The sequence below is a fragment of the Cellulomonas sp. ICMP 17802 genome (assembly GCF_041295535.1).
Classification (GTDB): Bacteria; Actinomycetota; Actinomycetes; order Actinomycetales; family Cellulomonadaceae; genus Cellulomonas.
In genome coordinates, this window is the sequence record NZ_JBGFQZ010000021.1 from 20821 (window position 1) to 45785 (window position 24965).

Below are 24965 nucleotides of genomic sequence, written 5' to 3' on the forward strand. Positions count from 1 at the left end.
GGACGGCGTCTGGACCCCGGGAATACCCGGTGGTTGACGCCCGACAACAACCACCGATCTCGTGCCGGACACGGTACGCAGCGCAACGGTGTGTCGCGCCAAGCGACACGCCCGAGTGCGGGGGTCGGACGGGCCGGTTCCAACAGAGAGAAGTAGACGCGCCATGGCGGGACAGAAGATCCGCATCAGGCTCAAGTCCTACGACCACGAGGTCATCGACAGCTCGGCACGCAAGATCGTCGACACGGTGACTCGCGCTGGTGCGTCGGTCGTGGGTCCGGTGCCGCTGCCGACGGAGAAGAACGTCTTCTGCGTCATCCGGTCGCCCCACAAGTACAAGGACAGCCGCGAGCACTTCGAGATGCGTACTCACAAGCGGCTCATCGACATCATCGATCCCACGCCCAAGGCCGTCGACTCGCTCATGCGTCTCGACCTGCCCGCGGACGTGAACATCGAGATCAAGCTCTGACGCTGGGAAGGAACTGATTTCTATGGTTACCCAGCAGAACGAGCGCCCCGTCACGGCCTTGCTCGGCACGAAGCTCGGCATGACCCAGGTGTGGGACGACAACGGTCGTCTCGTCCCGGTCACCGTCGTCGCTGTCGGCACGAACGTCGTGACCCAGGTGCGCTCCGCTGACGCTGACGGCTACGCCGCGGTCCAGCTGGCCCACGGCCAGATCGACCCGCGCAAGGTCACCAAGCCGCTGAAGGGCCACTTCGAGAAGGCCGGCGTCACGCCGCGCCGGCACGTGGCCGAGATCCGCACGCCGAACGCCTCCGAGTTCACGCTCGGCCAGGAGCTCACGGCCGCCCTCTTCGAGGCCGGCTCGCTCGTGGACGTCATCGGCACCACCAAGGGCAAGGGCACCGCCGGTGTCATGAAGCGTCACGGCTTCCACGGCGTCGGCGCCTCGCACGGTGCGCACCGCAACCACCGCAAGCCCGGCTCGATCGGTGGCGCTTCGACGCCGTCGCGCGTGTTCAAGGGCATCAAGATGGCCGGTCGCATGGGCGTGGACCGCCAGACCACCCAGAACCTGACCGTGCACGCGGTCGACGTCGAGCGGGGTTTCATCCTCGTCAAGGGTGCCGTCCCCGGCCCCAAGGGTGGCGTCGTGGTCGTGCGTTCCGCTGTGAAGGGGGCGTGACCATGAGTGACACGCTGACTGTCGACGTGGTCGACGCCCAGGGCAAGAAGGCAGGCTCGGCCGACCTGCCCGCGGACGTCTTCGACGTGCAGACCAACATCCCGCTGATCCACCAGGTCGTCGTCGCGCAGCTCGCGGCGGCTCGCCAGGGCACCCACGACACGAAGTCTCGTGGCGAGGTGCGCGGTGGTGGGCGCAAGCCGTACAAGCAGAAGGGCACCGGCCGCGCCCGTCAGGGTTCGACGCGTGCTCCGCAGTTCGCCGGTGGTGGCGTCGTCCACGGCCCCACCCCGCGTGACTACTCGCAGCGCACCCCCAAGAAGATGAAGGCCGCGGCGCTCCGCGGTGCTCTCTCGGACCGCGCTCGTGCCGGCCGCGTGCACGTCGTCTCGGGCTTCGCCCCGGGCACGGCGCCGTCGACCAAGTCCGCGCTCGCCGTGCTCGACAACCTGTCGGGGCGCAAGCACGTCCTGGTGGTCGTCGAGCGTCAGGACGAGATCACGTGGAAGTCGCTGCGGAACGTCGAGCGGGTGCACCTGCTGGTCGCTGACCAGCTCAACACCTACGACGTCCTGATCTCGGACGACGTCGTGTTCACGCAGGGCGCGCTCGACGCGTTCCTCGCGGGGCCCGTCAAGGTCTCCGCCGACGCGAAGGACGATGCCAAGTGACCGACATCGGCAAGAACCCGCGCGACATCCTGATCGCGCCGGTCGTCTCCGAGAAGAGCTACGGCCTGCTCGACGAGGGGAAGTACACCTTCCTCGTCGACCCGCGGGCGAACAAGACCGAGATCAAGATCGCCGTCGAGCAGGTCTTCGGCGTCAAGGTCGACTCGGTCAACACCGCGAACCGTCAGGGCAAGGCCCGTCGCACCCGTTTCGGCATCGGCCGCCGCAAGGACACGAAGCGTGCGATCGTCACCCTCCGCGAGGGAACGATCGACATCTTCGGTGGTCCGGTCGGCTGAGAAGGACTGAGAACTCATGGGAATCCGTAAGTACAAGCCGACAACGCCGGGCCGTCGTGGCTCGAGCGTGGCCGACTTCGTCGAGATCACGCGCTCCACGCCGGAGAAGTCGCTGGTCCGTCCCCTCCACAAGACGGGTGGCCGCAACTCCACGGGTCGCATCACCACGCGTCACCAGGGTGGCGGGCACAAGCGTGCGTACCGCGTCATCGACTTCCGTCGTCATGACAAGGACGGCGTGCCGGCCAAGGTCGCTCACATCGAGTACGACCCCAACCGCACCGCCCGCATCGCGCTGCTGCACTACGCCGACGGCGAGAAGCGCTACATCATCGCGCCGAACAAGCTGTCGCAGGGTGACCGCATCGAGAACGGCCCCGGCGCCGACATCAAGCCCGGCAACAACCTGCCGCTGCGCAACATCCCGACCGGTACGGTCATCCACGCCATCGAGCTGCGGCCCGGTGGCGGTGCGAAGATCGCCCGCTCGGCTGGTGCGTCCGTGCAGCTCGTCGCCAAGGACGGCCCCTACGCCCAGCTGCGCATGCCGTCCGGTGAGATCCGCAACGTCGACCTGCGCTGCCGCGCGACGGTCGGCGAGGTGGGCAACGCCGAGCAGTCGAACATCAACTGGGGCAAGGCCGGCCGCATGCGCTGGAAGGGCAAGCGCCCGACCGTCCGTGGTGTCGCCATGAACCCGATCGACCACCCGCACGGTGGTGGCGAGGGCAAGACGTCCGGTGGACGTCACCCCGTCAGCCCGTGGGGCCAGGCCGAGGGCCGTACCCGTCGTCCGAACAAGCCGAGCGACAAGCTCATCGTGCGCCGTCGGCGCACCGGCAAGAACAAGCGCTGATAGGAGCCTGAGATGCCACGTAGCCTGAAGAAGGGCCCGTTCGTCGACGGTCACCTGCAGAAGAAGGTCGACGTCCAGAACACCGCCGGCACGAAGAACGTCATCAAGACGTGGTCGCGCCGTTCGGTCATCACGCCGGACTTCCTCGGCCACACGTTCGCGGTGCACGACGGACGCAAGCACACCCCGGTGTTCGTGACGGAGGCGATGGTCGGGCACAAGCTCGGCGAGTTCGCCCCGACGCGGACGTTCCGCGGCCACGAGAAGGACGACCGGAAGGGTCGTCGCCGCTGACCCCCGGGTCAGCCAGGCGACGCCCTTAACCGGCAGAGACAAGAAGGCAGGACAGCAATGGAAGCCAAGGCGAAGGCGCGGTTCGTCCGCGTCACGCCCCAGAAGGCCCGGCGCGTCGTGGACCTCATCCGTGGCAAGCAGGCCGGCGAGGCCGTGGCGGTGCTGAAGTTCGCGCCGCAGGCCGCGGGGGAGACGGTGCTCAAGGTTGTGGAGAGCGCGATCGCCAACGCTCGTGAGGCCGCCAAGCGGTCGAACGAGCGTCTGGACGAGGCGGACCTCTACATCTCCGAGGTGTTCGTCGACGAGGGTCCGACGCTCAAGCGGTTCCGTCCGCGGGCGCAGGGTCGGGCCAGCCAGATCCTCAAGCGGACGAGCCACATCACCGTGGTCGTCGCTGAGCGCGAGACGAAGGGACGGGCCCGATAGTGGGACAGAAAGTCAACCCGCTCGGGTACCGCCTGGGCATCACGACCGACCACCGCTCGCGTTGGTTCGCCGACTCGACGAAGCCGGGTCAGCGCTACCGCGACTACGTCCGCGAGGACGTGCAGATCCGCAAGCTCATGAGCACGGGTCTCGAGCGCGCCGGTATCGCCAAGGTCGAGATCGAGCGCACGCGTGACCGCGTCCGCGTCGACATCCACACCGCCCGCCCGGGCATCGTCATCGGGCGTCGTGGCGCGGAGGCCGACCGCATCCGCGGCGAGCTCGAGAAGCTCACGGGCAAGCAGGTCCAGCTGAACATCCTCGAGGTCAAGAACGCCGAGATCGAGGCCCAGCTGGTCGCCCAGGGCATCGCCGAGCAGCTGGCGAGCCGTGTGTCGTTCCGTCGTGCCATGCGCAAGGGCATCCAGTCGGCCCAGCGCGCCGGTGCCAAGGGCATCCGCGTGCAGGTCTCCGGTCGCCTCGGCGGCGCGGAGATGAGCCGCACGGAGTTCTACCGCGAGGGTCGGGTGCCCCTGCACACGCTCCGCGCGAACATCGACTACGGCTTCTTCGAGGCCCGCACCACCTTCGGGCGCATCGGCGTCAAGGTGTGGGTCTACAAGGGCGACATGACCGAGAAGGAGTTCGCTCGCGAGCAGGCGACCCAGGCCCCGCGCCCGGCTCGTGGCCCGCGCACGGACCGTGGCGAGCGCAGCGACCGTGGCCCCCGGGCCGGCGCTCCCCGTCGCGACCGCTCGGACGCCCCGGAGACCACCGAGGCCGCCGCCGCTCCCGCGGAGACGACCCCTGACAGCGGAACGGAGGCCTGAGCCGTGCTGATCCCGCGCAGGCTGAAGCACCGCAAGCAGCACCACCCGGGGCGCTCCGGCGCCGCGACCGGTGGTACCGCGATCTCCTTCGGCGACTACGGCATCCAGGCTCTCGAGCCCGCCTACGTCACGAACCGGCAGATCGAGGCTGCTCGTATCGCCATGACCCGCCACATCAAGCGTGGAGGGAAGGTCTGGATCAACATCTACCCGGACCGCCCCCTCACCAAGAAGCCTGCCGAGACCCGCATGGGTTCCGGCAAGGGTTCGCCCGAGTGGTGGATCGCCAACGTCAAGCCCGGCCGAGTTCTCTTCGAGCTCGCCGGCGTCCCGGAGCCGCTGGCTCGCGAGGCCATGCGCCGCGCGCAGCACAAGCTCCCGATGAAGACACGTTTTGTGGTTCGCGAGGGTGGTAACTGATGACTATCGGCACCAAGGAACTGGCTCCCAGCGAGCTGGACACCTTCGACGACGAGAAGCTTGTCGCCGAGCTGAAGAAGTCCAAGGAGGAGCTGTTCAACCTCCGCTTCCAGTCGGCGACCGGCCAGCTCGAGAGCCACGGGCGTCTCAAGGCCGTCCGTCGCGACATCGCGCGGATCTACACGATCCTGCGTGAGCGCGAGCTCGGCATCCGTACCGCCCCGAGCGCGAGCGAGTGAGACTGATGAGCGACGAGAAGAACGAGACCACCACGGCCATCGCCGAGAAGCGCGGCGACCGCAAGACGCGCCGCGGCTACGTGGTCAGCGACAAGATGCAGAAGACCGTCGTGGTCGAGGTCGAGGACCGGGTCAAGCACCCGCTCTACGGCAAGGTCATCCGGCGGACGAGCAAGGTCAAGGCGCACGACGAGCTGGGCTCGGCGGGCGTGGGCGACCTCGTGCTCATCATGGAGACCCGGCCGCTGAGCGCCACCAAGCGGTGGCGCCTGGTCGAGGTCCTCGAGAAGGCCAAGTAACCAAGCACCAACCCCCAGTTGCCCACGGGCGCCGGGTGGAGTCGCGAGACGACACCCGGCGCGACGTGTGCATCACGGCAACTATCCGTTCGGCCAGGCTCGGCCCATCCGGACCGAGAACCCGCCAGACGACAGGAGTAGGTAATGATCCAGCAGGAGTCGCGACTTCGTGTCGCCGACAACACTGGTGCGAAGGAGATCCTTTGCATCCGTGTGCTCGGCGGCTCCGGCCGTCGCTACGCAGGCATCGGTGACGTCATCGTCGCCACCGTCAAGGACGCCATCCCCGGCGGCAACGTCAAGAAGGGCGACGTCGTCAAGGCTGTCATCGTGCGCACCCGCAAGGAGCGCCGCCGTCCGGACGGTTCGTACATCAAGTTCGACGAGAACGCCGCCGTGATCCTCAAGAACGACGGGGAGCCCCGTGGCACGCGCATCTTCGGCCCGGTGGGCCGCGAGCTGCGCGACAAGAAGTTCATGAAGATCATCTCGCTGGCGCCGGAGGTGCTCTGACCATGGCGAAGATCAAGAAGGGCGACCTCGTCCTCGTCATCTCGGGTCGCGACAAGGGCCGTCAGGGCCGCGTCCTCGAGGTTCTCACCGAGACGCAGCGCGTCGTCGTCGAGGGCGTCCAGCGCGTGCAGAAGCACGTGAAGGCCGGCCAGACGCAGCGCGGCACGCGCACCGGCGGCATCGAGACCGTCGAGGCGCCCATCCACATCAGCAACGTGATGCTCGTGGACCCGGAGACCAAGAAGGGCACCCGGGTCGGCTACCGCACCGAGCAGGTCGAGCGCGACGGCCGTACCCGCACCGTTCGGGTCCGCGTCGCCAAGCGCTCCGGTAAGGACATCTGATGACCGAGACGACTCTCACGGCTCCGGCGCTCCCGCGCCTGAAGTCCAAGTACAACGACGAGATCCGCACGGCTCTGTTCGAGCAGTTCGGTCACGAGAACATCAACCAGGTCGCGCGCCTGGTGAAGGTCGTCGTGAACATGGGCGTCGGCGAGGCCGCCAAGGACTCCAAGCTCATCGAGGGCGCGATCCGCGACCTGACCCAGATCACGGGCCAGAAGCCGCAGGTCACCAAGGCTCGCAAGTCGATCGCGCAGTTCAAGCTGCGCGAGGGGATGCCCATCGGCGCCCACGTCACCCTGCGTGGTGACCGTGCCTGGGAGTTCCTGGACCGCCTGCTCTCCACCGCGCTGCCGCGCATCCGTGACTTCCGTGGCCTCTCGCCGCAGCAGTTCGACGGTCACGGCAACTACACCTTCGGCCTCGTGGAGCAGTCCGTGTTCCACGAGATCGACCAGGACCGCATCGACCGGGTCCGCGGGATGGACATCACGGTCGTCACGACGGCCGACACCGACGACGAGGGTCGCGCTTTCCTCAAGCTCCTCGGCTTCCCGTTCAAGGAGATCTGACCATGGCGAAGACTGCCCTCAAGAACAAGGCTGCTGCCAAGCCGAAGTTCGCGGTGCGTGGCTACACGCGCTGCCAGCGTTGCGGCCGGCCCCACTCGGTGTACCGCAAGTTCGGCCTGTGCCGGATCTGCGTGCGCGAGATGGCCCACCGCGGCGAGCTCCCCGGCGTCACCAAGAGCAGCTGGTAACCCAAGCAACACGAACGTCGGTAGGTCCAGCCCCCTCGGGGGCGGGATACCCCGGCGAGGAAGGGCGGAAGCCCCATGACCATGACCGACCCCATCGCAGACCTGCTCACGCGGCTGCGTAACGCGAACTCGGCTCACCACGACACCGTGCTGATCCCGTTCTCGAAGCTGAAGTCGCACATCGCGGAGATCCTCCAGGCGGAGGGTTACATCGCGGGCTGGAAGGTTGAGGACGCCGTCGTCGGCAAGAACCTCATCATCGAGCTCAAGTACGGCCCCAACCGCGAGCGTGCGCTCGCCGGTGTCAAGCGCGTGTCCAAGCCGGGCCTGCGCGTGTACGCCAAGTCGACCAACCTGCCCAAGGTGCTCGGCGGCCTGGGCGTGGCGATCCTGTCCACGTCCTCGGGTCTCCTCACCGACAAGCAGGCCGCCAAGAAGGGCGTGGGTGGGGAAGTCCTCGCCTACGTCTGGTAAGTCCGAGACGGAAAGGAGCTAGCCATGTCCCGAATCGGCAGAGTCCCCGTCCCGGTCCCGGCCGGCGTCGATGTCACCATCGACGGCGCCGTGGTCACGGTCAAGGGCCCGAAGGGTTCCCTCACGCACACGATCGCCGCACCCATCGAGGTTGCGCGCGACGAGGCAGGTGCCCTCGTGGTCACCCGCCCCGACGACGAGCGCGCCTCGCGCTCGCTGCACGGCCTCACGCGCACGCTGCTGGCGAACCTCGTCACCGGCGTCACCGAGGGCTACGTCAAGAAGCTCGAGATCGTCGGTACCGGTTACCGCGTGACGGCGAAGGGCGAGGACCTCGAGTTCGCGCTCGGCTTCAGCCACCCCGTCACCGTCAACCCGCCGGCGGGCATCACGTTCGTCGTCGAGGCCCCCACGCGCTTCTCGGTGCAGGGCATCGACAAGCAGCAGGTGGGCGAGGTCGCCGCGAACATCCGCAAGATCCGCAAGCCCGAGCCGTACAAGGGCAAGGGCGTCCGGTACGCGGGCGAGAACGTGCGCCGCAAGGTCGGAAAGGCCGGTAAGTAACCATGGCTCTCAAGATCATCGGCAAGGGCAAGCGCATTGCCCGCCAGCGTCGTCACCTGCGCCTTCGCAAGAAGGTCGCCGGCTCCGCCACGCGTCCCCGTCTCGTCGTGACCCGGTCCGCCCGGCACATCACGGCGCAGGTCGTGGACGACGGCATCGGTCAGACGCTCGTGTCCGCGTCCACCCTCGAGGCGGACCTGCGCGGCTCGAACGACGACAAGACCGCCAAGGCCCGCAAGGTCGGCGAGCTCATCGCCGAGCGTGCGAAGGCTGCCGGCCTTGACGCCGTGGTCTTCGACCGCGGCGGCAACAAGTACCACGGCCGTGTCGCTGCGGTGGCCGACGGCGCTCGCGAGGGCGGTCTGAAGCTGTGACGACGACGAACTGCGACATGAAGAAGAGGACTCACTGATGGCTGCTCCTCAGCGCAGCAACACCGGGGCGCCCGCGGGCGGCACCGGCGGCGGCGACCGCCGCGACGGCGGTCGTGGCCGTGACGGCGGCGGCCGCGGTCGCGACGCCGCAGAGAAGAGCGCGTTCCTCGAGCGCGTCGTGACGATCAACCGCGTGGCCAAGGTCGTCAAGGGCGGCCGCCGCTTCAGCTTCACCGCGCTCGTCGTGGTCGGCGACGGCGACGGCACCGTGGGTGTCGGCTACGGGAAGGCCAAGGAGGTGCCCGCGGCGATCGCCAAGGGCGTCGAGGAGGCCAAGAAGAACTTCTTCAAGGTCCCGCGCATCCAGGGCACCATCCCGCACCCCATCCAGGGTGAGGCCGCTGCCGGTGTCGTCTTCCTGCGTCCGGCCTCGCCGGGTACCGGTGTGATCGCCGGTGGCCCGGTGCGCGCCGTGCTCGAGTGCGCCGGTATCCACGACGTCCTGAGCAAGTCGCTCGGCTCGTCGAACGCGATCAACATCGTGCACGCCACGGTCGCGGCCCTCAAGGGCCTCGAGCGTCCCGAGGCCGTGGCCGCGCGCCGCGGGCTCCCGGTCGAGCACGTGGTCCCGGCCGCTCTGCTCCGCGCCCAGGCTGCCGGCCTGGCTGCGGCGGCGGGCTCGAAGGCAGGTGCGTGATGGCTCGACTCAAGGTGACCCAGACGCGGTCTGGCATCGGCGGCAAGCAGAACCAGCGCGACACCCTGCGCACCCTGGGCCTCAAGCGGATCGGCGACGTCGTCGTCAAGGAGGACCGTCCTGAGATCCGCGGCATGGTCAAGACGGTGACGCACCTTGTCGCGGTCGAAGAGGTGGAGTGACCATGGCTGACGAGAACGAGAAGGGCACCGACGAGGTGACGGCCCCCAAGAAGGCCGCCGCCAAGAAGGCCCCCGCGAAGAAGGCCGCCGACACGGAGTCCGCTCCGAAGGCGACCAAGGCGAAGACGGCTGCGGCTGACAAGCCGAAGGCCGCCAAGGCCGACAAGGTCGAGGCGACCACCGAGGCCGCACCGAAGGCGAAGGCCGCCAAGGCTGAGCCCAAGGCTGCTGCGCCGAAGAAGACGGTGTCCGCCGCGGCGGCGAAGGCGGCCGAGGCCGCCGCGCAGCCCGGCAACGGCGGCACGCTCAAGGTGCACCACCTCCGTCCGGCCCCCGGCGCCAAGACCGCCAAGACCCGCGTGGGTCGTGGCGAGGCGTCCAAGGGCAAGACGGCCGGTCGTGGCACCAAGGGCACCAAGGCCCGCTACCAGGTGCCGACGCGCTTCGAGGGTGGGCAGATGCCTCTGCACATGCGCCTCCCGAAGCTGCGCGGCTTCAAGAACCCGTTCCGCGTCGAGTACCAGGTGGTCAACCTGGACAAGCTCTCGGCGCTGTACCCGAACGGTGGCGACGTGACGGTCGCCGACCTGGTCGCGAAGGGCGCGGTCCGCAAGGGCCAGCCCGTCAAGGTGCTCGGCACCGGCGAGCTCACGGTCAAGGTCTCTGTCGCGGTCGACGCCTACTCGGCGTCCGCGAAGGACGCGATCGAGGCTGCCGGCGGAAGCGTCGCGCAGGACTGATCGAAGGACGGGACCGGTGGGGAAGTAGATTCCCACCGGTCCCGTTCCGCATGTCGACGGGCATCAGTTAGGGTGCCCCGGTGCTCGCGACGTGTCGCGAGCTGCACGGCCGGAACCAACCGGTCGTACGAGATCCCGCTCCGGCGGCTCAGGAGGACTGGTGCTCAGCGCATTCGTGCGGGCGTTCCGAACGCCCGACCTGCGGCGCAAGCTGCTCTTCACCATCGCGATCATGGTGATCTTCCGCATCGGATCCTTCCTGCCGACGCCGGGAGTCTCCTACCCGAACGTGCAGGCGTGCATCGAGCAGTCCCAGGGCAACGACCTGCTGGGCCTGGTGAACCTGTTCAGCGGCGGCGCTCTGCTGAAGCTGTCCGTGTTCGCGCTCGGGATCATGCCGTACATCACCGCGAGCATCATCATCCAGCTGCTCCGCGTGGTCATCCCTCGTTTCGAGGAGCTCCACCGCGAGGGCCAGTCGGGCACCGCGAAGCTCACGCAGTACACGCGGTACCTGACGATCGGCCTGGCGATCCTGCAGTCGACGACGATCATCACGATCGCGCGCAGCGGTCAGCTGTTCAGCGGCTGCACCGTCGACGTCATCCCGAACGACAACTGGGTCACCCTGCTGATCATGGTCATCACCATGACCGCCGGTACCGGCCTGATCATGTGGCTCGGCGAGCTCATCACGGAGCGCGGCGTCGGCAACGGCATGTCGCTGCTCATCTTCACGTCGATCGCCGCGAGCTTCCCGACCGCCCTGTGGTCCATCGCCGGTGGGGACAACGGCATCTCGAAGTTCGTCATCGTGCTCGCGATCGTGGTGCTGGTGATCGCGCTGGTCGTCTTCGTCGAGCAGTCCCAGCGCCGCATCCCCGTGCAGTACGCGAAGCGCATGGTCGGCCGCCGCATGTACGGCGGCTCGAGCACCTACATCCCGATCAAGATCAACATGGCCGGCGTCATCCCGATCATCTTCGCGTCGTCGCTGCTCGCCGTCCCGGGCCTGCTGGCCCAGTTCGGCGACCCGGCCGCGGGATGGGTCCAGTGGGTCAGCCGCTACCTCGCGCAGCCCAGCGCGCCGCTGCACCTCGCGCTCTACGTCGTCCTGATCATCTTCTTCTGCTACTTCTACACGGCCATCACGTTCAACCCGGACGAGGTCGCGGACAACATGAAGAAGTACGGCGGCTTCATCCCGGGCATCCGGGCGGGCCGGCCCACGGCCGAGTACCTGGACTACGTGATCTCGCGCATCACGGCGCCGGGATCGCTCTACCTCGCCGTCGTCGCGCTCATCCCGACCATCGCGTTCATCGTGCTCGGCGTCGGTCAGAACATCCCGTTCGGTGGCTCGTCGATCCTCATCGTGGTCGGCGTCGGCCTCGAGACCGTCAAGCAGATCGAGTCCCAGCTGCAGCAGCGGCACTACGAAGGGTTCCTGCGGTGAGCACGCGTCTGGTCCTGCTCGGTCCTCCGGGAGCGGGCAAGGGCACCCAGGCCGCGCGGCTCGCCGAGCGGCTCGGCGTGCCGGCGATCTCCACGGGCGACATCTTCCGCGCCAACATCAAGGGCGGCACGCCGCTCGGCAAGACGGTGCAGGAGTACACGTCCCGCGGCGCGCTGGTGCCCGACTCGGTCACCAACGAGATGGTGCGCGACCGCCTGGGCCAGGACGACGTCGTCGACGGCTTCCTGCTCGACGGGTACCCCCGCAACGTCGCCCAGGTCGCCGAGCTCGACGCGATCCTCGCGGACGCCGGCCTGGCGCTCGACCTCGCGGTCGAGATCACGGCCGACCCGGAGGTCGTGGTCGGCCGCCTGCTCAAGCGCGCCGAGATCGAGGGCCGCGAGGACGACACCGAGGACGTGGTCCGCCACCGCCTCGACGTCTACGCCCAGGAGACCGCCCCGATCGCGCGGGTGTACGCCGACCGCGGCCTGCTCGCGCAGGTGGACGGCATCGGGGACGTCGACGACGTCACCGAGCGCCTCGTCGCGGCGATCGGCGCCCCGAGCGCCGGCTGACCGTGTTCGGCCGCGAGCGGATCGAGTACAAGACGCCCGAGCAGGTGCTGCTCATGCGGCGCGCCGGCCTCGTGGTCGCGGACGCCCTGGCGGCCGTGCGTGAGCGGACCGTCGCGGGGGTCACCACCGCCGAGCTCGACGCGGTCGCCGCCGCCGTCATCGGTGACGCCGGCGCGCTGCCGTCGTTCCTCGGCTACGAGGGCTACCCGGCCCGGCTGTGCGTGTCCGTGAACGACGAGGTGGTGCACGGCATCCCCGGGCCGCGGGTGCTCGAGCCCGGTGACGTGGTGTCGATCGACTGCGGCGCCATCGTCGACGGCTGGCACGGCGACTCCGCGATCACCGTCGTCCTGGACGAGGCCGACCCGCACGACGTGGCACTGGCGCAGACGACCGAGCGCGCCATGTGGGCGGGCATCGCTGCGCTGGCCGGCGCCGAGCGGCTCGGGGCGGTGGGGGAGGCCGTCGAGGACGTGGTCGACGCCGCCCAGGCCGCCGGGCTGAACGGCGGCGTGCGCTACGGGCTCGTGGAGGAGTACGTGGGCCACGGCATCGGCACCGCGATGCACCAGCCGCCCGACGTGCCGAACTTCCGGCGCCGCGACCGCGGGCCGCGCCTGCGGCCGGGGTTGTGCGTCGCCGTCGAGCCGATGCTCGTGCGCGGCGAGCGGCACACGCAGGTCCTCGAGGACGACTGGACCGTGGTCACGGACGACGGCTCCCGGGCCTCGCACTGGGAGCACACGGTGGCGGTCCTCGAGTCCGGGATCTGGGTCCTCACCGCCTCGGACGGCGGCGCGGCGAAGCTCGCGGAGCTCGGCGTCACGGTCGCGCCGCTCGCCTGACGTCGCTGGCTACTGCCCGGTACGTCCATCTAGGTGAACTTGCGTCCAGTTGTCCACAAAACGGCCGTGATCAGCCGAAACAGACAGCCGACGACCGGTTTGTCCGATACGGTCCTGCCCGGCGGTGAACGTTTCCGTCATGGGCGCCCCGGGGCCCGCGCGGCACGTCGGCGCGGTGGAGGGTGGGTGCCCGCCTCCGGCAGGCACGTGGTCAGCGCGCGCCTGCACTCGATGCGATGGGTGGCTCATGCAGCGCAGCGTTCGTCCTTCCCCGTTCTCCGCCCTCCGGTCCGGCCGTGCCGTCCGCGTGGCCGCCGCCGCCGTGGGCGTCGCGGCGGTGCTCCTCTCGCTCGGCGCGGGCGCCGCGCAGGCGCACGACGGCGCCGGGCACGGCGGCCGCGGCGGCCCGCAGTGGCAGCAGCCGAAGCAGAACCAGGCGACCACCGGCGCGTACGTGTACCTGAAGAAGGACGTGCGCAAGCCGGCGTCGTGGGAGAACTCGACCCAGCAGTACCTGGTGACCACCTGGCCCGGTGCCTCGTACCGGGACCTCACGCTCGACGAGGTCCGCGCGGCGCTGCCGGCCGGTGTGACGCTCTGCGGGACGGCCTGGGGCGTGCAGGAGGACCAGGCGACCGGCGACTCGACCGTCTTCACCAGCAAGCCCGCCCCGTCCTATCCCACCGACTACATCGGCTGGGGCCCGATCTTCGCGGCCCGGCACTGGGAGCTCACCGACATGGTGACCGTGCCGGCGTGCGGAGGGGTCGCCCCGACCACGAAGCCGACGGTCGCGCCCACGGCCACCCCGAAGCCGACGCCGAAGCCGACACCCACGTCCTCGGTCCCGTGCCCGCCCAGCGCCACGCCGACCCCGTCGTCCACCCCCACGCCCGCCCCGACCGCGTCGACGCCGGCTCCCACCCCGACCGCGACCGCCGTCACCGTGCCCAGCCCGTCGCCGACGGGCGAGGTCGGCGGGACGTCGACGCCCACGCCGTCGCCGACGGTCGAGACCGCGGCACGGCCGGTCGCCACGCCGAGCCCGAGCGCGACCTTCTACTCCGAGGTGCTGGCCGCCGGCGGGGGGACCGGGGCGGTGCTCGCCACCACGGGCTCGTCCGCGACGCCCGTGCTGCTCGCGGGGGCGATCCTCGTGCTCGCCGGCGTCGCCCTGGTGCTCCTGCGCCGCCGCCGCTCCGCCTGAGCCGCGGCCCGGGACGAACGAGCCGCGGCCCGGGACGACCGAGCCCGGGGCGCGGGACGGGGTCATCGCCAGGGCGGCGGTGGCCCCGTCGGCCGGTGTGGCCGACGGCACGCGGGTCCGAGACCGGGCCGGTTTCGTCCCCTGGGCCTGATGGCGTAAGATCGTCCGTTGGGTGTGCGCCCGGTTCTCCTGCAGAAACCCTGGCGCGCTGTCCCCACACGTAATTCCCACGTAGGCCCCACCGCGACCGGTGCCGCTCCTGTCAGGAGCGGAGTCGGCTGATGTGGGCTGATCCACACGACCGACAGTTAGCGGAGGATATGGCGAAGAAGGACGGTGTCATCGAGATCGAGGGCAGCGTCGTGGAGGCTCTGCCGAACGCGATGTTCCGCGTGGAGCTCACCAACGGCCACAAGGTGCTCGCCCACATCTCGGGCAAGATGCGACAGCACTACATCAGGATCCTCCCCGAGGACCGGGTGGTGGTCGAGCTGAGCCCGTACGACCTGTCCCGTGGCCGGATCGTCTACCGCTACAAGTAATCACCACTCGAACACGCCGTCATCCCTCGGGGGACCCCGAGAAAGAACGGCGGCGGAGGAACACGCGATGAAGGTCAAGCCCAGCGTCAAGAAGATCTGCGACAAGTGCAAGGTGATCCGCCGGCACGGTCGCGTCCAGGTGATCTGCGAGAACCTGCGCCACAAGCAGCGCCAGGGCTGATGCCCTGACGCCGGTCCGCTCGGACCAGCAGCTCGACCAGCACCACCGGTCCCCCCGGGGACCAGCAAGCGCACAGCCACTCCGGCGTTCACCCGCCGGTGCACCCTCGGTCGGAGGCCGAGGCCCGCAAGCACGCGGGAGGGCCGTGCGGCAGACCTCCGAAGCAGTTCAGGAGCCACCAGGCACATGGCACGTCTTATCGGCGTCGACCTCCCCCGCGAGAAGCGGCTCGAGATCGCGCTCACCTACATCTACGGGGTCGGCCGTACCCGCGCCCAGGCAACTCTGGCCGCGACCGGCATCAGCCCGGACCTCCGCGTGAAGGACCTCGGCGACGCCGAGCTCGTCGCGCTCCGTGACTACCTCGAGGGCAGCTACAAGCTCGAGGGTGACCTTCGCCGTGAGGTCGCTGCGGACATCCGCCGCAAGGTCGAGATCGGCTGCTACGAGGGCCTGCGTCACCGCCGTGGCCTTCCGGTGCGCGGGCAGCGCACCAAGACCAACGCGCGTACCCGCAAGGGCCCCAAGCGCACCGTGGCCGGCAAGAAGAAGGCCGGGCGCAAGTAGCCCTTTCCGGCACGGTCGCGTCAGACGATGCGCCGCCGGTCACCGACCAGCTGATCTCGAGAGAAGAAGAGAATGCCTCCCAAGACCCGTTCTGCCGTGCGCAAGCCGCGCCGCAAGGAGAAGAAGAACATCTCCCACGGCCAGGCGCACATCAAGAGCACGTTCAACAACACGATCATCTCCATCACCGACCCGACCGGCGCCGTCATCGCGTCGGCCTCGTCGGGCCAGGTGGGCTTCAAGGGCTCGCGCAAGTCGACCCCCTTCGCGGCGCAGCTCGCCGCCGAGGCGGCCGCCCGTCGCGCCCAGGAGCACGGCATGAAGAAGGTCGACGTCTTCGTCAAGGGCCCCGGCTCCGGCCGCGAGACCGCGATCCGCTCGCTGCAGGCGACCGGCCTCGAGGTCGGCTCGATCCAGGACGTGACGCCCCAGGCGCACAACGGCTGCCGTCCGCCGAAGCGCCGTCGCGTCTGACCCACGGCTTCGCCGGGTCGGTGCGCGCCGCGAGGTGCGCACCGACCCGGACAGCGTGACGTCGGCCAGGTAGACCGAGACCGGGCCGGCCCGTAGTACTGCGCAGCGTCATATGGCGGACGCCCGCTGAGAGGAAACACACCGTGCTGATTGCACAGCGCCCCACCCTGACCGAAGAGGTCATCTCGGAGAACCGTTCGCGGTTCTCCATCGAGCCGCTGGAGCCGGGATTCGGCTACACGCTCGGCAACTCGCTCCGCCGGACGCTGCTGTCCTCCATCCCCGGTGCCGCCGTCACGTCCATCCGGATCGACGGCGTCCTGCACGAGTTCTCCACCGTGCCGGGCGTCAAGGAGGACGTCACCGAGATCATCCTCAACATCAAGCAGCTGGTCGTCTCCTCGGAGAACGACGAGCCCGTCGTGATGTACCTGCGCAAGCAGGGCGCGGGTGAGGTCACCGCCGCGGACATCGTGCCGCCGGCCGGCGTCGAGGTGCACAACCCCGACCTCCACCTCGCCACGCTGAACGACAAGGGCAAGCTCGAGATCGAGCTGACCGTCGAGCGTGGCCGCGGCTACGTGTCGGCGAACCAGAACAAGTCGTTCGACGCCGAGATCGGCCGCATCCCGGTCGACTCGATCTACTCGCCCGTCCTCAAGGTGACCTACAAGGTCGAGGCGACGCGTGTCGAGCAGCGCACGGACTTCGACAAGCTGGTCGTCGACGTCGAGACCAAGTCGGCCATCGGCCCCCGCGACGCGCTGGCCTCGGCCGGCAAGACGCTGGTCGAGCTCTTCGGGCTGGCCCGTGAGCTCAACGTCGAGGCCGAGGGCATCGAGATCGGCCCGTCGCCGACGGACGCCGCGCTCGCCGCGGACCTCGCTCTGCCGATCGAGGACCTGCAGCTGACGATCCGCTCCTACAACTGCCTCAAGCGCGAGGGCATCCACTCCGTGGGTGAGCTCGTGGCGCGGTCCGAGGCCGACCTCCTGGACATCCGCAACTTCGGTGCGAAGTCCATCACGGAGGTCAAGGAGAAGCTCGCCGAGCTCGGCCTGACGCTCAAGGACAGCCCGCTCGACTTCGACCCGTCCGCCACCGCCTACTACGGCGACGACGAGGGCGACTTCGTCGAGGACGAGCAGTACTGACGCCGGGGACGTAGACGGTCGGCCCGACGGCCGACCGTCCACAGCCCATCACTGGAACTCAAGGAGTAAAGACCATGCCTACGCCCACCAAGGGTCCCCGGCTCGGTGGCGGACCGGCGCACGAGCGGCTGATCCTCGCGAACCTCGCGACGTCGCTGTTCGAGCACAAGCGCATCACGACGACCGAGACGAAGGCCAAGCGCCTGCGTCCGCTCGCCGAGCGCCTGATCACGTTCGCCAAGCGTGGTGACCTGCACGCCCGCCGCCGCGTGATGACCGTCGTCAAGGACAAGTCCGTCGTGCACGTGCTGTTCACCGAGATCGCCCCGGCCGTGGCCGAGCGTCAGGGTGGCTACACGCGCATCACCAAGATCGGCCCCCGCAAGGGCGACAACGCCCCGATGGCCGTCATCGAGCTCGTGCTCGAGCCGCTCTCCCCGAAGCAGGCCGTCGTCAAGGAGGCCACCAAGGCCGCCGCGAAGGCTGCGCCGAAGTCGAAGACGGCCGACAAGGTCGAGGACAAGCCCGTCGAGGACGCGCCCGTCGAGGACGCCGTCGTCGAGGACGCGCCCGCCGAGGCCGAGGGCGACGCCGAGAAGGCGTGACCTGACAGCTCCACCGCGAGAGCCCGGGACCGACTGGTCCCGGGCTCTCGCGCGTCCGGGGGCCCCGACGGCGCCGGGCACCGCGCCTACAGTCGGAGCATGAGCCTGCCGGTCGTCCTCGTGCACGGGCTGCGGACGTCCCGCACGATGTGGCGTGCCCAGCTGGCGGCGCTGGAGCGCGTCGGGCGCCGCGCGGTCGCGGTCGACCTGCCCGGGCACGGCGCGCGGGTCGCCGAGCCGTTCACGCTGGACGCCGCCGTGGACACGGTCGCCGAGGCGATCGAGACGGTGGGCGGGGAGGCGTTCGTCGTCGGCCTCTCTCTCGGCGGGTACGTGGGCATCCGGCATGCCGCGCGTCGGCCCGGCCAGGTCGCCGGGCTGCTCGCCGCGTCGTGCTCCACCCAGCCGCACCGGCTGCTGCTCGGCGGCTGGTCCGTCGGCGCCCGCGGCATCGCGCTGCTGCCGGATCGCGGCGCGCGTCTGAACCGGTTCCTCGTCGACCTCGCCCTGCCGCCCGACGGCGCGCGCGACGTCGGTGCCGGCGGCTTCGCGCTCGACGTCACGAACCAGGTGCTGCGCGAGATGACGGTCGCGACCCCCCTGGAGGACCTGGCGCGGGTCGAGGCGCCGGTCTGGCTGGTCAACGGCGCGTTCGACCACTTCCGCGGCGAGGAGCGTCGGTTCCTGGCGGCGTGCCGGGACGGGCGGCTGGTCGTCGTGCCCCGCGCGACGCACCTGGTGAGCCTGGTCCAGCCGGCGCGGTTCACGCGGGTGATGCTGGAGGCGCTGGACCAGGTCGACGACCGCGCCGGGGTGGGGCGGTCCGCCGCCGGGTGAGCCGGCGGCGCTGCGACGTCAGGCGCCGAGCGACCACGCCCGGACGCCGCCCACGATCCCGGCCTGGTTGGGCACCACGACGACGTCGTCGCCGAGCCGGGCCAACGTGGTCGCAGTGACCTGGCGCGCGTTCCCGCCGCCGAGGTAGAGCCGGTCCCACACGAACACGGGCCGGAACCCGTCGACCACGCGCCGGACGCGTCGGGACCACAGCCCGTCGCCGAGGCGGGCGCGCTCGACCTGCCCGATGTACGCGTCGTACGTGGTGCCCCAGCGCACGGGCGCGTGCGAGAGCTCGAGGTGGGGCGCGAGCACCCCGCCGTCGAACAGCGCGGTGCCCAGGCCGGTGCCGAGGGTGAGCACGAGCTCGATGCCCGTCCCCGAGATGACGCCCGCGCCGTGCACCTCGGCGTCGTTGAGCACGAGGGTCGGCAGGCCGAGCCGCGCCTCGACGGCCGCCCGGATGTCGCACCCTGCCCACGCGGCGAACAGGTCGGGGTCGACCGCGGTCCGGGGGCCGGCGCGGGTGACGTAGTGCGGGGTCGCGACGACGACGCCGTGCCGGATCATGCCGGGCATGCCGACCGTGACGCGCTGGGCGGCGGGGAGGCCGGCGGCGATGTCCGCGATCGTGGCGACGAGGCGCTCGGGCGGCAGCGGGTACGGCGTGGGCACGCGGACCGCGGGAGCATGCAGGGTGCCGGCCGCGTCCAGCACGGACGCCTTGATGCCTCCGCCACCGCAGTCGACGGCCAGGGTGAACGGGTCGGAGCCGGTGCTGGGCACGGGCCCACGCTAGTCCGGCCGGAGGCCGGTGCCCGGGAACCGAGCCGACGCCGACTACCGTGTGGACCCGTGAGCGAGAGCGTGCAGGAGCCCGCCGTCCGGCTGCGGCTCGACCTGGCCTACGACGGCACCGACTTCGCCGGCTGGGCGCTGCAGCCCGGCCTGCGCACGGTCCAGGGCGTGCTGGAGGCGGCCCTGGCGACCGTCCTGCGCACGGACGGACCGCCCCGGGTGACCGTGGCGGGCCGCACGGACTCGGGCGTGCACGCGCGCGGCCAGGTGGCTCACGTCGACATCCCCGCCGGGCTGCTGGCGGCGTCGCGCGGCCGGACGGACCGCCCGGTCGAGGAGGCGCTGCTGGGCCGGCTCGGCGGCGTGCTGCCCACCGACCTCGTGCTGCACGCGCTGACCCGGGCGCCCGACGGGTTCGACGCCCGGTTCTCGGCCCTGCGCCGGCGGTACACGTACCGCATCTGCGACGACGCGGCCCGGCGCGACCCGCTGTCCCGCGCGCACGTGCTCTGGCACCGCCGCGCGCTGGACGTGGACGCCATGGCCGCGGCCGCGCGACCGCTGGTGGGCCGGCACGACTTCGCGTCGTACTGCAAGCCGCGCGAGGGGGCCACGACGATCCGCACCCTCGAGGCGTTCGCCTGGTCCCGGCCGGTCGACGGACCCGACGCGGGGCTCGTGGTCGCCACGGTGCAGGCGGACGCGTTCTGCCACTCGATGGTGCGCTCGCTGGTGGGCGCCAGCCTGGCCGTGGGGGAGGGGCGCAGCGGCCCGGGCTGGCCGGCCGAGCTCCTCGCGCGCCGTCGTCGGGACGCCGGGGTGCACGTGGTCGCCGCCCGCGGGCTCACGCTGGAAGAGGTGGGTTACCCGTCCGACGACCAGCTGGCCGCCCGGGCGGCGCAGACGCGCGCGCGCCGGGCGGCCGAGGACCTGCAGCACGCCGGAGGCTGCTGCGGCTGAGGCAGGTCAGTCCTCGGGTCTTGCCGGTCGGACTGCCCTTGCGCTCCGCTCCGGGCGAGTGACGCTCCGCGCCCCTCACCCTGCGCTGCGCTCCAGGTCAGTCCTCGTCGACGTCGTCGCGGTACCGGCGGTCGTCGACGTACTCCTCCTCGATGAGGTGCACGGCGGCCTCCTCGGCGGTCGCCGCGCCGCCCGAGATGCCGGCGTCGATGGCGAACCCGTCGGTGCCGCCGGCCTCGACGGCGTCGTCGTCCTCGATCAGGCGGCCGGCGCGGTACTCCTCGCGCTCGGGGCGGGGGCGGGCCTCCCAGACCTCGGGCTCCTCCTGCCCGATGCGCTGGTCGATCGTCTCCCGGTGCGCCTCTTCCCACGGCGTCTCGCCGTAGTGGTTCGAGCGGGGCCGGGTGGGCACCGTGTAGCCCTCGTCGAGCAGGTCCTCGACGCCGCGGTCGAGCAGGGTGTCCTCGCTGGACAGCTGGTCGGTGTCACCCTCGCTGTCGAGCTCGGGGTCTTGGCTGGTGCCGGAGGTGTCGGTCATGCCTCCGACCTTCGCACCGAGCGTGCGCCGACGCCAGAGGTGAGCGGGCCCACGGACAATGCGATGGGCCACACCCCGTGCGGCAGGGAGGATGGGGGCATGGGTCATCTGGACATCGGCGGCATCGGGTACGTGCTCTCCGACGGGCGCCCGCTGCTCGACGACATCACGTTCCGCGTCGGCGACGGCGCCCGCGTCGCGCTCGTCGGGCCCAACGGCGCGGGCAAGACGACGCTCCTGCGGATCGTGGCCGGCGACGAGCAGCCGCACAGCGGGTCCGTCGGGCGCAGCGGCGGCCTCGGCATCATGCGCCAGGACATCGGGCGCATCGACGACGACCGGTCGATCCGGGACCTGCTGGCCTCGCTCGCCGCGCCGGCCGTCCGGGACGCCGCCGCCGAGCTCGCCGCGGCCGAGCTGGCGATCATGGAGGTCGACGACGAGCCCGCGCAGATGCGGTACGCGCAGGCGCTCGTCGACTGGGCCGACGTCGGGGGCTACGAGGCCGAGGCGGGCTGGGACCGGGTCACCGACGCCGTGCTGTCCATCCCGTTCGAGCAGGCGCAGCACCGCGAGGTGCGCACGCTCTCGGGCGGCGAGCAGAAGCGGCTGGTGCTCGAGGCGCTGCTGCGCGGCCCGGACGAGGTGCTGCTGCTCGACGAGCCCGACAACGCGCTCGACGTGCCGACCAAGCGCTGGCTCGAGGACAAGCTGCGGGCGTCGAACAAGACCGTGCTCTTCGTCAGCCACGACCGCGAGATGCTCGCGCGCGTCGCCACGCAGGTGGCGACGCTCGAGCCCGGTGTGATGGGCGCCGCCGTGTGGGTGCACGGCGGCGGCTTCGCCACGTACCACCAGGCGCGGGAGGACCGGCGCTCGCGGCTGGAGGAGCTGCTGCGGCGGTGGGAGGAGGAGCACACGAAGCTCAAGGAGCTCGTGCTGACCCTCAAGACCAAGGCGGCGTTCAACGACGGCCTGGCGTCGCGCTACTCCGCGGCGCAGACCCGGCTGCGCAAGTTCGAGGAGGCGGGACCCCCCACGCTCCTCGCCCGCGAGCAGAACGTCCGGGTGCGGCTGCGGGGCGGCCGGACCGCCAAGCGCGCGGTCGTCGCGACGGGTCTGGAGCTCACCGGGCTGATGAAGCCGTTCGACCTGGAGGTGTGGTTCGGCGAGCGGGTGGCCGTGCTGGGCTCCAACGGCTCGGGCAAGTCCCACTTCCTGCGGTTGCTCGCGGCCGGCGGCAGCGACCCCGGGCCGGAGCACGCGCCCGCCGACGACGTGCCCGTGGCGCCGGTGAAGCACACCGGTCGGGTGGTCCTGGGCCCGCGCGTGCGGCCGGGCTGGTTCGCGCAGAACCACGGGCACCCGGAGCTGGTCGGGCGCACGCTGCTCGAGATCCTGCACCGGGGGGAGGGGCACCGCTCGGGCCTCGGGCGGGAGCAGGCCAGCAAGGCGCTGGACCGGTACGAGCTGGTCGGGGCCGCGGAGCAGCGGTACGAGACGCTCTCCGGCGGGCAACAGGCGCGCCTGCAGATCCTGCTGCTCGAGCTGGGGGGAGCGACGCTCCTGCTGCTCGACGAGCCGACCGACAACCTCGACCTGCACTCGGCGGAGGCCCTGGAGACCGGTCTCGCGGCGTTCGAGGGCACGGTGCTCGCGGTGACCCACGACCGCTGGTTCACGCGGACGTTCGACCGGTACCTGGTGTTCGGCGCGGACGGGGAGGTCGTCGAGACGCCCGAGCCGGTCTGGGACGCCGCGCGCGTGGACCGGGTGCGCTGACCGGACGACGAGCTAGACGACGAGCGCGACCGCCAGGGTCGCCATCACCACCGCGATGACGAGGTCGAGCACCTGCCATGCGCGGGGCTTGGCGAACACCGGGCGCAGGGAGGCCGCGCCGAATCCCAGCGCGGTGAACCAGACGACGCTGGCGGTCACGGCGCCGGCGCCGAACGCCCAGGCGCCCGGGTCGTGCTGGTGGGCGAGCGAGCCGAGCAGCACGACCGTGTCGAGGTAGACGTGCGGGTTGAGGAAGGTCAGGGCCAGGCAGGTCGACAGCACCGCGCCGAGCGCCACGGGACCCTCCGCCGCGGGGTCGAGCCGCGACGGGTGCCGCGCGCGCAACGCCGCGCCCACCGCGAGCACGAGCAGGAACGCCGCGCCGACGTACCGGGTGGCCGTGAGCACGGCGGGATGGGACGTGACGAGCGCGCCGAGCCCCGCGATGCCGGCTGCGACGAGCAGCGCGTCCGCCGTCGCGCAGACGGCCACCACCGGGAGCACGTGCTCCCGCCGGATGCCCTGGCGCAGCACGAAGGCGTTCTGTGCCCCGATCGCGACGATGAGCGACAGGGCGGTGAGGAAGCCCGAGAGGGCGGCGGCGGGCACGGGACGACGCTAGGCGGTGGGCGTCATGAAGACCAGTTCATGGTTCTGGTGATCCGTTAGGATCATTCATGTGGCGTTCGACGCGGACCAGCTGAGCGCCCTCGCGGCCGTCGTGCACGAGGGCAGCTTCGACGCGGCCGCGCAGCGGCTGCACGTCACGCCGTCGGCCGTCAGCCAGCGCATCAAGGCGCTCGAGCAGCAGGTGGGCCGCGTGCTGGTGCTGCGCACGCGGCCGTGCCGCCCGACCGAGGACGGCGAGGTGCTGGTCCGGCTGGCGGGCCAGGTGGAGCTGCTCGGCAGGGACGCGCTCGGTCAGCTGGTGCCCGCCCCGGGCGGCCCCCGGAGCGCCCGGACGGCCGGTGCGACACGGCGGCTGCCGGTGGCCGTCAACGACGACTCGATGTCCACCTGGTTCCCCGCGGCCGTGGCCGACCTGCCCCCGGACGTGCTGCTCGACCTGCGGCGCGAGGACCAGGACCTGTCCGCTGACCTGCTGCGGGACGGCACGGTGATGGCCGCGGTGACGGCCGACCCGCGCGCGGTGCAGGGCTGCCGGGTGCGCCGGCTGGGGGCCATGCGGTACCTGGCGGTGGCCGCGCCCGAGCAGCGGGACCGGTGGTTCGCCGACGGCCTGGGCGCCGAGGCGTTCGCGGCGGCGCCCCTGCTCGCGTTCAACCGGGAGGACGGCCTGCAGGAGCGGTTCGTGGCGTCGGTGGTGGGCCGCCGCACCGTCACGCCGCTGGTGCACTTCGTGCCGTCGCAGTCCGCGTTCGTCGGGCTGATCGAGGCCGGGCTCGGGTGGGGGATGGTGCCCGAGGCGGCGGCGACGGAGCGCATCGCGGCGGGTGCGCTGGTCGAGGTCCGGCCCGGCAGGAACCTCGACGTCCCCCTGTACTGGCAGCACTGGGCGCTGCGGACGCCCACGCTGGACGACCTGACCGAGAGGGTCGTGCGGGCGGCGTCGGCGGCCCTGCGCCCGGTTCCGCGGCACGGGCCGCCCGGCGGGGCCTAGCGCGTTTTGACCCTCCGGCAACGCGGCGGCTACCCTGGTGTGTCGTTGTGCGTCCCCGTTCCGGCGGCTGCTCGTGCCCTCTCAGCACGCAGCACCGAGCCAGAACGGCAGGGCTGGTGCGTTCCCGCTCGCCGCCCGGAAGCCGACGAAAGCATTCATCGGCGGACCCGCACCCTGCGAGGTCTGCCGCGACAAGATTCGCAACGAAACGAAGGCTGACGACCGTGCGCACGTACACCCCGAAGCCCGGCGACGTCGAGCGGAACTGGTACGTCATCGACGCGACCGATGTCGTCCTGGGCCGCCTGGCCACTCATGTGGCCACGTTGCTGCGCGGCAAGCACAAGGCGACGTTCGCTCCGCACGTCGACGGCGGTGACTTTGTCATCGTCATCAACGCGGAGAAGATCGCCCTGACCGGCAACAAGCGCGAGAACAAGCTCGCGTACCGTCACTCGGGTTACCCGGGTGGCCTCCGCGCCGTGGCCTACTCCGACCTCCTGGAGAAGCACCCCGAGCGCGCGATCGAGAAGGCTGTCCGCGGCATGCTCCCCAAGAGCTCGCTCGCGCGTCAGCAGCTCACCAAGCTCAAGGTCTACGCCGGTGCCGAGCACCCGCACGCGGCGCAGCAGCCGAAGCCCTTCGAGATCACCCAGGTCTCTCAGCAGGCGTGAGCCGGCTGAG

The 24965-nt window shown here is 70.8% G+C and carries 39 protein-coding genes; 36 read left to right on the forward strand and 3 right to left on the reverse strand.

Features of this window, described 5'->3' with window-relative positions; translation table 11 throughout:
- The first annotated feature begins 163 nt into the window (after positions 1-163).
- From rpsJ to AB5970_RS14435, 32 genes are all read left to right on the forward strand, one after another.
- The gene (rpsJ, locus tag AB5970_RS14280; RefSeq protein ID WP_013117879.1) at positions 164-472 is read left to right on the forward strand and encodes a 30S ribosomal protein S10; all 309 of its coding nucleotides are present in this window, start codon (positions 164-166) and stop codon (positions 470-472) included.
- Positions 473-494: 22 nt separating this feature from the next.
- Positions 495-1154 (forward strand): 50S ribosomal protein L3, encoded by a 660-nt coding sequence (gene rplC / locus AB5970_RS14285; RefSeq protein WP_370504618.1) that lies wholly within the window; start codon positions 495-497, stop codon positions 1152-1154.
- A gap of 2 nt (positions 1155-1156) precedes the next feature.
- Positions 1157-1825: a 50S ribosomal protein L4 gene (rplD, locus tag AB5970_RS14290; RefSeq protein ID WP_370504619.1), complete on the forward strand. Its 669-nt coding sequence runs from the start codon at positions 1157-1159 to the stop codon at positions 1823-1825.
- A complete protein-coding gene (rplW, locus tag AB5970_RS14295; RefSeq protein WP_056088917.1) occupies positions 1822-2124 on the forward strand; it encodes a 50S ribosomal protein L23 in 303 nt (100 codons plus the stop codon). The genes rplD and rplW overlap by 4 nt, the downstream gene beginning before the upstream one ends.
- Positions 2125-2140: 16 nt before the next feature.
- Positions 2141-2980 (forward strand): 50S ribosomal protein L2, encoded by an 840-nt coding sequence (gene rplB / locus AB5970_RS14300; RefSeq protein WP_055912153.1) that lies wholly within the window; start codon positions 2141-2143, stop codon positions 2978-2980.
- A gap of 12 nt (positions 2981-2992) precedes the next feature.
- The gene (rpsS, locus tag AB5970_RS14305) at positions 2993-3274 is read left to right on the forward strand and encodes a 30S ribosomal protein S19 (protein WP_055912154.1); all 282 of its coding nucleotides are present in this window, start codon (positions 2993-2995) and stop codon (positions 3272-3274) included.
- A 57-nt stretch (positions 3275-3331) separates the two neighbouring features.
- Positions 3332-3700: a 50S ribosomal protein L22 gene (gene rplV / locus AB5970_RS14310; protein WP_056088920.1), complete on the forward strand. Its 369-nt coding sequence runs from the start codon at positions 3332-3334 to the stop codon at positions 3698-3700.
- Positions 3700-4530 (forward strand): 30S ribosomal protein S3, encoded by an 831-nt coding sequence (gene rpsC, locus AB5970_RS14315; RefSeq protein WP_370504620.1) that lies wholly within the window; start codon positions 3700-3702, stop codon positions 4528-4530. Before rplV ends, rpsC begins: the two co-directional genes overlap by 1 nt.
- A 3-nt stretch (positions 4531-4533) precedes the next feature.
- Positions 4534-4950: a 50S ribosomal protein L16 gene (rplP, locus tag AB5970_RS14320; protein WP_056088927.1), complete on the forward strand. Its 417-nt coding sequence runs from the start codon at positions 4534-4536 to the stop codon at positions 4948-4950.
- Positions 4950-5189 (forward strand): 50S ribosomal protein L29, encoded by a 240-nt coding sequence (gene rpmC / locus AB5970_RS14325; protein WP_055912162.1) that lies wholly within the window; start codon positions 4950-4952, stop codon positions 5187-5189. Before rplP ends, rpmC begins: the two co-directional genes overlap by 1 nt.
- Positions 5190-5194: 5 nt before the next feature.
- Positions 5195-5488 carry a 30S ribosomal protein S17 gene (gene rpsQ, locus AB5970_RS14330; RefSeq protein ID WP_370504621.1) on the forward strand — a complete coding sequence of 98 codons (294 nt, stop codon included), beginning with the start codon at positions 5195-5197 and terminating at the stop codon, positions 5486-5488.
- A 144-nt stretch (positions 5489-5632) separates the two neighbouring features.
- Entirely contained in the window at positions 5633-6001 is a 369-nt protein-coding gene (gene rplN, locus AB5970_RS14335; RefSeq protein WP_034625870.1) for a 50S ribosomal protein L14, read from the forward strand.
- Positions 6002-6003: 2 nt separating this feature from the next.
- Positions 6004-6345, forward strand: a complete 342-nt coding sequence (gene rplX, locus AB5970_RS14340) for a 50S ribosomal protein L24 (RefSeq protein WP_370504622.1) — start codon at positions 6004-6006, stop codon at positions 6343-6345.
- On the forward strand, positions 6345-6917 hold the full coding sequence (gene rplE, locus AB5970_RS14345) for a 50S ribosomal protein L5 (protein WP_370504623.1): 573 nt from the start codon (positions 6345-6347) through the stop codon (positions 6915-6917). The genes rplX and rplE overlap by 1 nt, the downstream gene beginning before the upstream one ends.
- A gap of 2 nt (positions 6918-6919) precedes the next feature.
- Positions 6920-7105 (forward strand): type Z 30S ribosomal protein S14, encoded by a 186-nt coding sequence (locus AB5970_RS14350; protein WP_028045055.1) that lies wholly within the window; start codon positions 6920-6922, stop codon positions 7103-7105.
- 75 nt (positions 7106-7180) lie between these two features.
- Complete coding sequence (gene rpsH / locus AB5970_RS14355; RefSeq protein ID WP_208212220.1) at positions 7181-7579, forward strand: 30S ribosomal protein S8; 399 nt, start codon at positions 7181-7183, stop codon at positions 7577-7579.
- 24 nt (positions 7580-7603) lie between these two features.
- Complete coding sequence (gene rplF / locus AB5970_RS14360) at positions 7604-8143, forward strand: 50S ribosomal protein L6 (RefSeq protein ID WP_370504624.1); 540 nt, start codon at positions 7604-7606, stop codon at positions 8141-8143.
- A 2-nt stretch (positions 8144-8145) separates the two neighbouring features.
- Positions 8146-8517 (forward strand): 50S ribosomal protein L18, encoded by a 372-nt coding sequence (gene rplR, locus AB5970_RS14365; RefSeq protein WP_370504625.1) that lies wholly within the window; start codon positions 8146-8148, stop codon positions 8515-8517.
- Positions 8518-8554: 37 nt separating this feature from the next.
- Positions 8555-9214 carry a 30S ribosomal protein S5 gene (gene rpsE, locus AB5970_RS14370; RefSeq protein WP_370504626.1) on the forward strand — a complete coding sequence of 220 codons (660 nt, stop codon included), beginning with the start codon at positions 8555-8557 and terminating at the stop codon, positions 9212-9214.
- On the forward strand, positions 9214-9396 hold the full coding sequence (rpmD, locus tag AB5970_RS14375; RefSeq protein WP_028045050.1) for a 50S ribosomal protein L30: 183 nt from the start codon (positions 9214-9216) through the stop codon (positions 9394-9396). Before rpsE ends, rpmD begins: the two co-directional genes overlap by 1 nt.
- Positions 9397-9398: 2 nt before the next feature.
- Positions 9399-10136, forward strand: coding sequence for a 50S ribosomal protein L15 (gene rplO, locus AB5970_RS14380; protein WP_370504627.1), 738 nt, complete (start codon positions 9399-9401; stop codon positions 10134-10136).
- A 160-nt stretch (positions 10137-10296) separates the two neighbouring features.
- A complete protein-coding gene (gene secY, locus AB5970_RS14385; protein WP_370504628.1) occupies positions 10297-11592 on the forward strand; it encodes a preprotein translocase subunit SecY in 1296 nt (431 codons plus the stop codon).
- Complete coding sequence (locus AB5970_RS14390) at positions 11589-12170, forward strand: adenylate kinase (protein WP_370504629.1); 582 nt, start codon at positions 11589-11591, stop codon at positions 12168-12170. Before secY ends, AB5970_RS14390 begins: the two co-directional genes overlap by 4 nt.
- A 2-nt stretch (positions 12171-12172) precedes the next feature.
- Positions 12173-13015: a type I methionyl aminopeptidase gene (map, locus tag AB5970_RS14395; RefSeq protein WP_370504630.1), complete on the forward strand. Its 843-nt coding sequence runs from the start codon at positions 12173-12175 to the stop codon at positions 13013-13015.
- A 307-nt stretch (positions 13016-13322) separates the two neighbouring features.
- The gene (locus tag AB5970_RS14400) at positions 13323-14222 is read left to right on the forward strand and encodes an LPXTG cell wall anchor domain-containing protein (protein ID WP_370504631.1); all 900 of its coding nucleotides are present in this window, start codon (positions 13323-13325) and stop codon (positions 14220-14222) included.
- A gap of 320 nt (positions 14223-14542) precedes the next feature.
- On the forward strand, positions 14543-14764 hold the full coding sequence (gene infA, locus AB5970_RS14405; RefSeq protein ID WP_013770189.1) for a translation initiation factor IF-1: 222 nt from the start codon (positions 14543-14545) through the stop codon (positions 14762-14764).
- Positions 14765-14831: 67 nt separating this feature from the next.
- Positions 14832-14945, forward strand: a complete 114-nt coding sequence (rpmJ, locus tag AB5970_RS14410; RefSeq protein WP_013117849.1) for a 50S ribosomal protein L36 — start codon at positions 14832-14834, stop codon at positions 14943-14945.
- Positions 14946-15131: 186 nt separating this feature from the next.
- Positions 15132-15512 carry a 30S ribosomal protein S13 gene (gene rpsM / locus AB5970_RS14415; RefSeq protein ID WP_315093933.1) on the forward strand — a complete coding sequence of 127 codons (381 nt, stop codon included), beginning with the start codon at positions 15132-15134 and terminating at the stop codon, positions 15510-15512.
- Between the two features lie 72 nt (positions 15513-15584).
- Complete coding sequence (gene rpsK / locus AB5970_RS14420; protein ID WP_370504632.1) at positions 15585-15986, forward strand: 30S ribosomal protein S11; 402 nt, start codon at positions 15585-15587, stop codon at positions 15984-15986.
- Between the two features lie 143 nt (positions 15987-16129).
- On the forward strand, positions 16130-17140 hold the full coding sequence (locus AB5970_RS14425; RefSeq protein ID WP_370504633.1) for a DNA-directed RNA polymerase subunit alpha: 1011 nt from the start codon (positions 16130-16132) through the stop codon (positions 17138-17140).
- 74 nt (positions 17141-17214) lie between these two features.
- Positions 17215-17745 (forward strand): 50S ribosomal protein L17, encoded by a 531-nt coding sequence (gene rplQ / locus AB5970_RS14430; protein WP_370504634.1) that lies wholly within the window; start codon positions 17215-17217, stop codon positions 17743-17745.
- 99 nt (positions 17746-17844) lie between these two features.
- On the forward strand, positions 17845-18582 hold the full coding sequence (locus AB5970_RS14435; RefSeq protein ID WP_370504635.1) for an alpha/beta fold hydrolase: 738 nt from the start codon (positions 17845-17847) through the stop codon (positions 18580-18582).
- 18 nt (positions 18583-18600) lie between these two features.
- Here the strand turns inward: AB5970_RS14435 and AB5970_RS14440 are convergent, their stop codons facing one another.
- Positions 18601-19368: an ROK family protein gene (locus tag AB5970_RS14440; protein ID WP_370504636.1), complete on the reverse strand. Its 768-nt coding sequence runs from the start codon at positions 19366-19368 to the stop codon at positions 18601-18603.
- Between the two features lie 69 nt (positions 19369-19437).
- On the opposite strand from AB5970_RS14440, the gene truA reads away from it, so the two are divergent.
- On the forward strand, positions 19438-20340 hold the full coding sequence (gene truA, locus AB5970_RS14445; RefSeq protein ID WP_370504637.1) for a tRNA pseudouridine(38-40) synthase TruA: 903 nt from the start codon (positions 19438-19440) through the stop codon (positions 20338-20340).
- Positions 20341-20437: 97 nt separating this feature from the next.
- Here truA and AB5970_RS14450 read toward each other — a convergent pair whose 3' ends face one another.
- The gene (locus tag AB5970_RS14450) at positions 20438-20878 is read right to left on the reverse strand and encodes a DUF5709 domain-containing protein (protein ID WP_370504638.1); all 441 of its coding nucleotides are present in this window, start codon (positions 20876-20878) and stop codon (positions 20438-20440) included.
- Between the two features lie 99 nt (positions 20879-20977).
- Here AB5970_RS14450 and AB5970_RS14455 point away from each other — a divergent pair, with 99 nt between their 5' ends.
- Positions 20978-22660: an ABC-F family ATP-binding cassette domain-containing protein gene (locus tag AB5970_RS14455; RefSeq protein ID WP_370504639.1), complete on the forward strand. Its 1683-nt coding sequence runs from the start codon at positions 20978-20980 to the stop codon at positions 22658-22660.
- Positions 22661-22672: 12 nt separating this feature from the next.
- Here the strand turns inward: AB5970_RS14455 and AB5970_RS14460 are convergent, their stop codons facing one another.
- On the reverse strand, positions 22673-23269 hold the full coding sequence (locus AB5970_RS14460; RefSeq protein WP_370504640.1) for a LysE/ArgO family amino acid transporter: 597 nt from the start codon (positions 23267-23269) through the stop codon (positions 22673-22675).
- 70 nt (positions 23270-23339) lie between these two features.
- Between AB5970_RS14460 and AB5970_RS14465 the strand changes: the two genes are divergently transcribed.
- On the forward strand, positions 23340-24281 hold the full coding sequence (locus AB5970_RS14465; RefSeq protein ID WP_370504641.1) for a LysR family transcriptional regulator ArgP: 942 nt from the start codon (positions 23340-23342) through the stop codon (positions 24279-24281).
- A gap of 224 nt (positions 24282-24505) precedes the next feature.
- Positions 24506-24955 (forward strand): 50S ribosomal protein L13, encoded by a 450-nt coding sequence (rplM, locus tag AB5970_RS14470; RefSeq protein WP_370504642.1) that lies wholly within the window; start codon positions 24506-24508, stop codon positions 24953-24955.
- The last annotated feature ends 10 nt before the right edge of the window (positions 24956-24965 follow it).

Bases quoted from the DNA above. Each gene is read 5' to 3' on its own strand.
- rpmJ (WP_013117849.1), top strand. From the start codon at position 14,832: ATGAAGGTCAAGCCCAGCGTCAAGAAGATCTGCGACAAGTGCAAGGTG.
- rpsJ (WP_013117879.1), top strand. From the start codon at position 164: ATGGCGGGACAGAAGATCCGCATCAGGCTCAAGTCCTACGACCACGAG.
- rpsE (WP_370504626.1), top strand. From the start codon at position 8,555: ATGGCTGCTCCTCAGCGCAGCAACACCGGGGCGCCCGCGGGCGGCACC.
- AB5970_RS14435 (WP_370504635.1), top strand. From the start codon at position 17,845: ATGAGCCTGCCGGTCGTCCTCGTGCACGGGCTGCGGACGTCCCGCACG.
- rplQ (WP_370504634.1), top strand. From the start codon at position 17,215: ATGCCTACGCCCACCAAGGGTCCCCGGCTCGGTGGCGGACCGGCGCAC.
- AB5970_RS14450 (WP_370504638.1), bottom strand. From the start codon at position 20,878: ATGACCGACACCTCCGGCACCAGCCAAGACCCCGAGCTCGACAGCGAG.
- AB5970_RS14455 (WP_370504639.1), top strand. From the start codon at position 20,978: ATGGGTCATCTGGACATCGGCGGCATCGGGTACGTGCTCTCCGACGGG.
- rplV (WP_056088920.1), top strand. From the start codon at position 3,332: ATGGAAGCCAAGGCGAAGGCGCGGTTCGTCCGCGTCACGCCCCAGAAG.
- rplR (WP_370504625.1), top strand. From the start codon at position 8,146: ATGGCTCTCAAGATCATCGGCAAGGGCAAGCGCATTGCCCGCCAGCGT.
- rplF (WP_370504624.1), top strand. From the start codon at position 7,604: ATGTCCCGAATCGGCAGAGTCCCCGTCCCGGTCCCGGCCGGCGTCGAT.
- AB5970_RS14350 (WP_028045055.1), top strand. From the start codon at position 6,920: ATGGCGAAGACTGCCCTCAAGAACAAGGCTGCTGCCAAGCCGAAGTTC.
- rplX (WP_370504622.1), top strand. From the start codon at position 6,004: ATGGCGAAGATCAAGAAGGGCGACCTCGTCCTCGTCATCTCGGGTCGC.
- rpsK (WP_370504632.1), top strand. From the start codon at position 15,585: ATGCCTCCCAAGACCCGTTCTGCCGTGCGCAAGCCGCGCCGCAAGGAG.
- infA (WP_013770189.1), top strand. From the start codon at position 14,543: ATGGCGAAGAAGGACGGTGTCATCGAGATCGAGGGCAGCGTCGTGGAG.
- rplD (WP_370504619.1), top strand. From the start codon at position 1,157: ATGAGTGACACGCTGACTGTCGACGTGGTCGACGCCCAGGGCAAGAAG.
- rpsH (WP_208212220.1), top strand. From the start codon at position 7,181: ATGACCATGACCGACCCCATCGCAGACCTGCTCACGCGGCTGCGTAAC.
- rpsQ (WP_370504621.1), top strand. From the start codon at position 5,195: ATGAGCGACGAGAAGAACGAGACCACCACGGCCATCGCCGAGAAGCGC.
- rplN (WP_034625870.1), top strand. From the start codon at position 5,633: ATGATCCAGCAGGAGTCGCGACTTCGTGTCGCCGACAACACTGGTGCG.
- rpmD (WP_028045050.1), top strand. From the start codon at position 9,214: ATGGCTCGACTCAAGGTGACCCAGACGCGGTCTGGCATCGGCGGCAAG.
- rplC (WP_370504618.1), top strand. From the start codon at position 495: ATGGTTACCCAGCAGAACGAGCGCCCCGTCACGGCCTTGCTCGGCACG.
- rpmC (WP_055912162.1), top strand. From the start codon at position 4,950: ATGACTATCGGCACCAAGGAACTGGCTCCCAGCGAGCTGGACACCTTC.
- rplB (WP_055912153.1), top strand. From the start codon at position 2,141: ATGGGAATCCGTAAGTACAAGCCGACAACGCCGGGCCGTCGTGGCTCG.
- rpsS (WP_055912154.1), top strand. From the start codon at position 2,993: ATGCCACGTAGCCTGAAGAAGGGCCCGTTCGTCGACGGTCACCTGCAG.
- rplO (WP_370504627.1), top strand. From the start codon at position 9,399: ATGGCTGACGAGAACGAGAAGGGCACCGACGAGGTGACGGCCCCCAAG.
- rplE (WP_370504623.1), top strand. From the start codon at position 6,345: ATGACCGAGACGACTCTCACGGCTCCGGCGCTCCCGCGCCTGAAGTCC.
- rpsM (WP_315093933.1), top strand. From the start codon at position 15,132: ATGGCACGTCTTATCGGCGTCGACCTCCCCCGCGAGAAGCGGCTCGAG.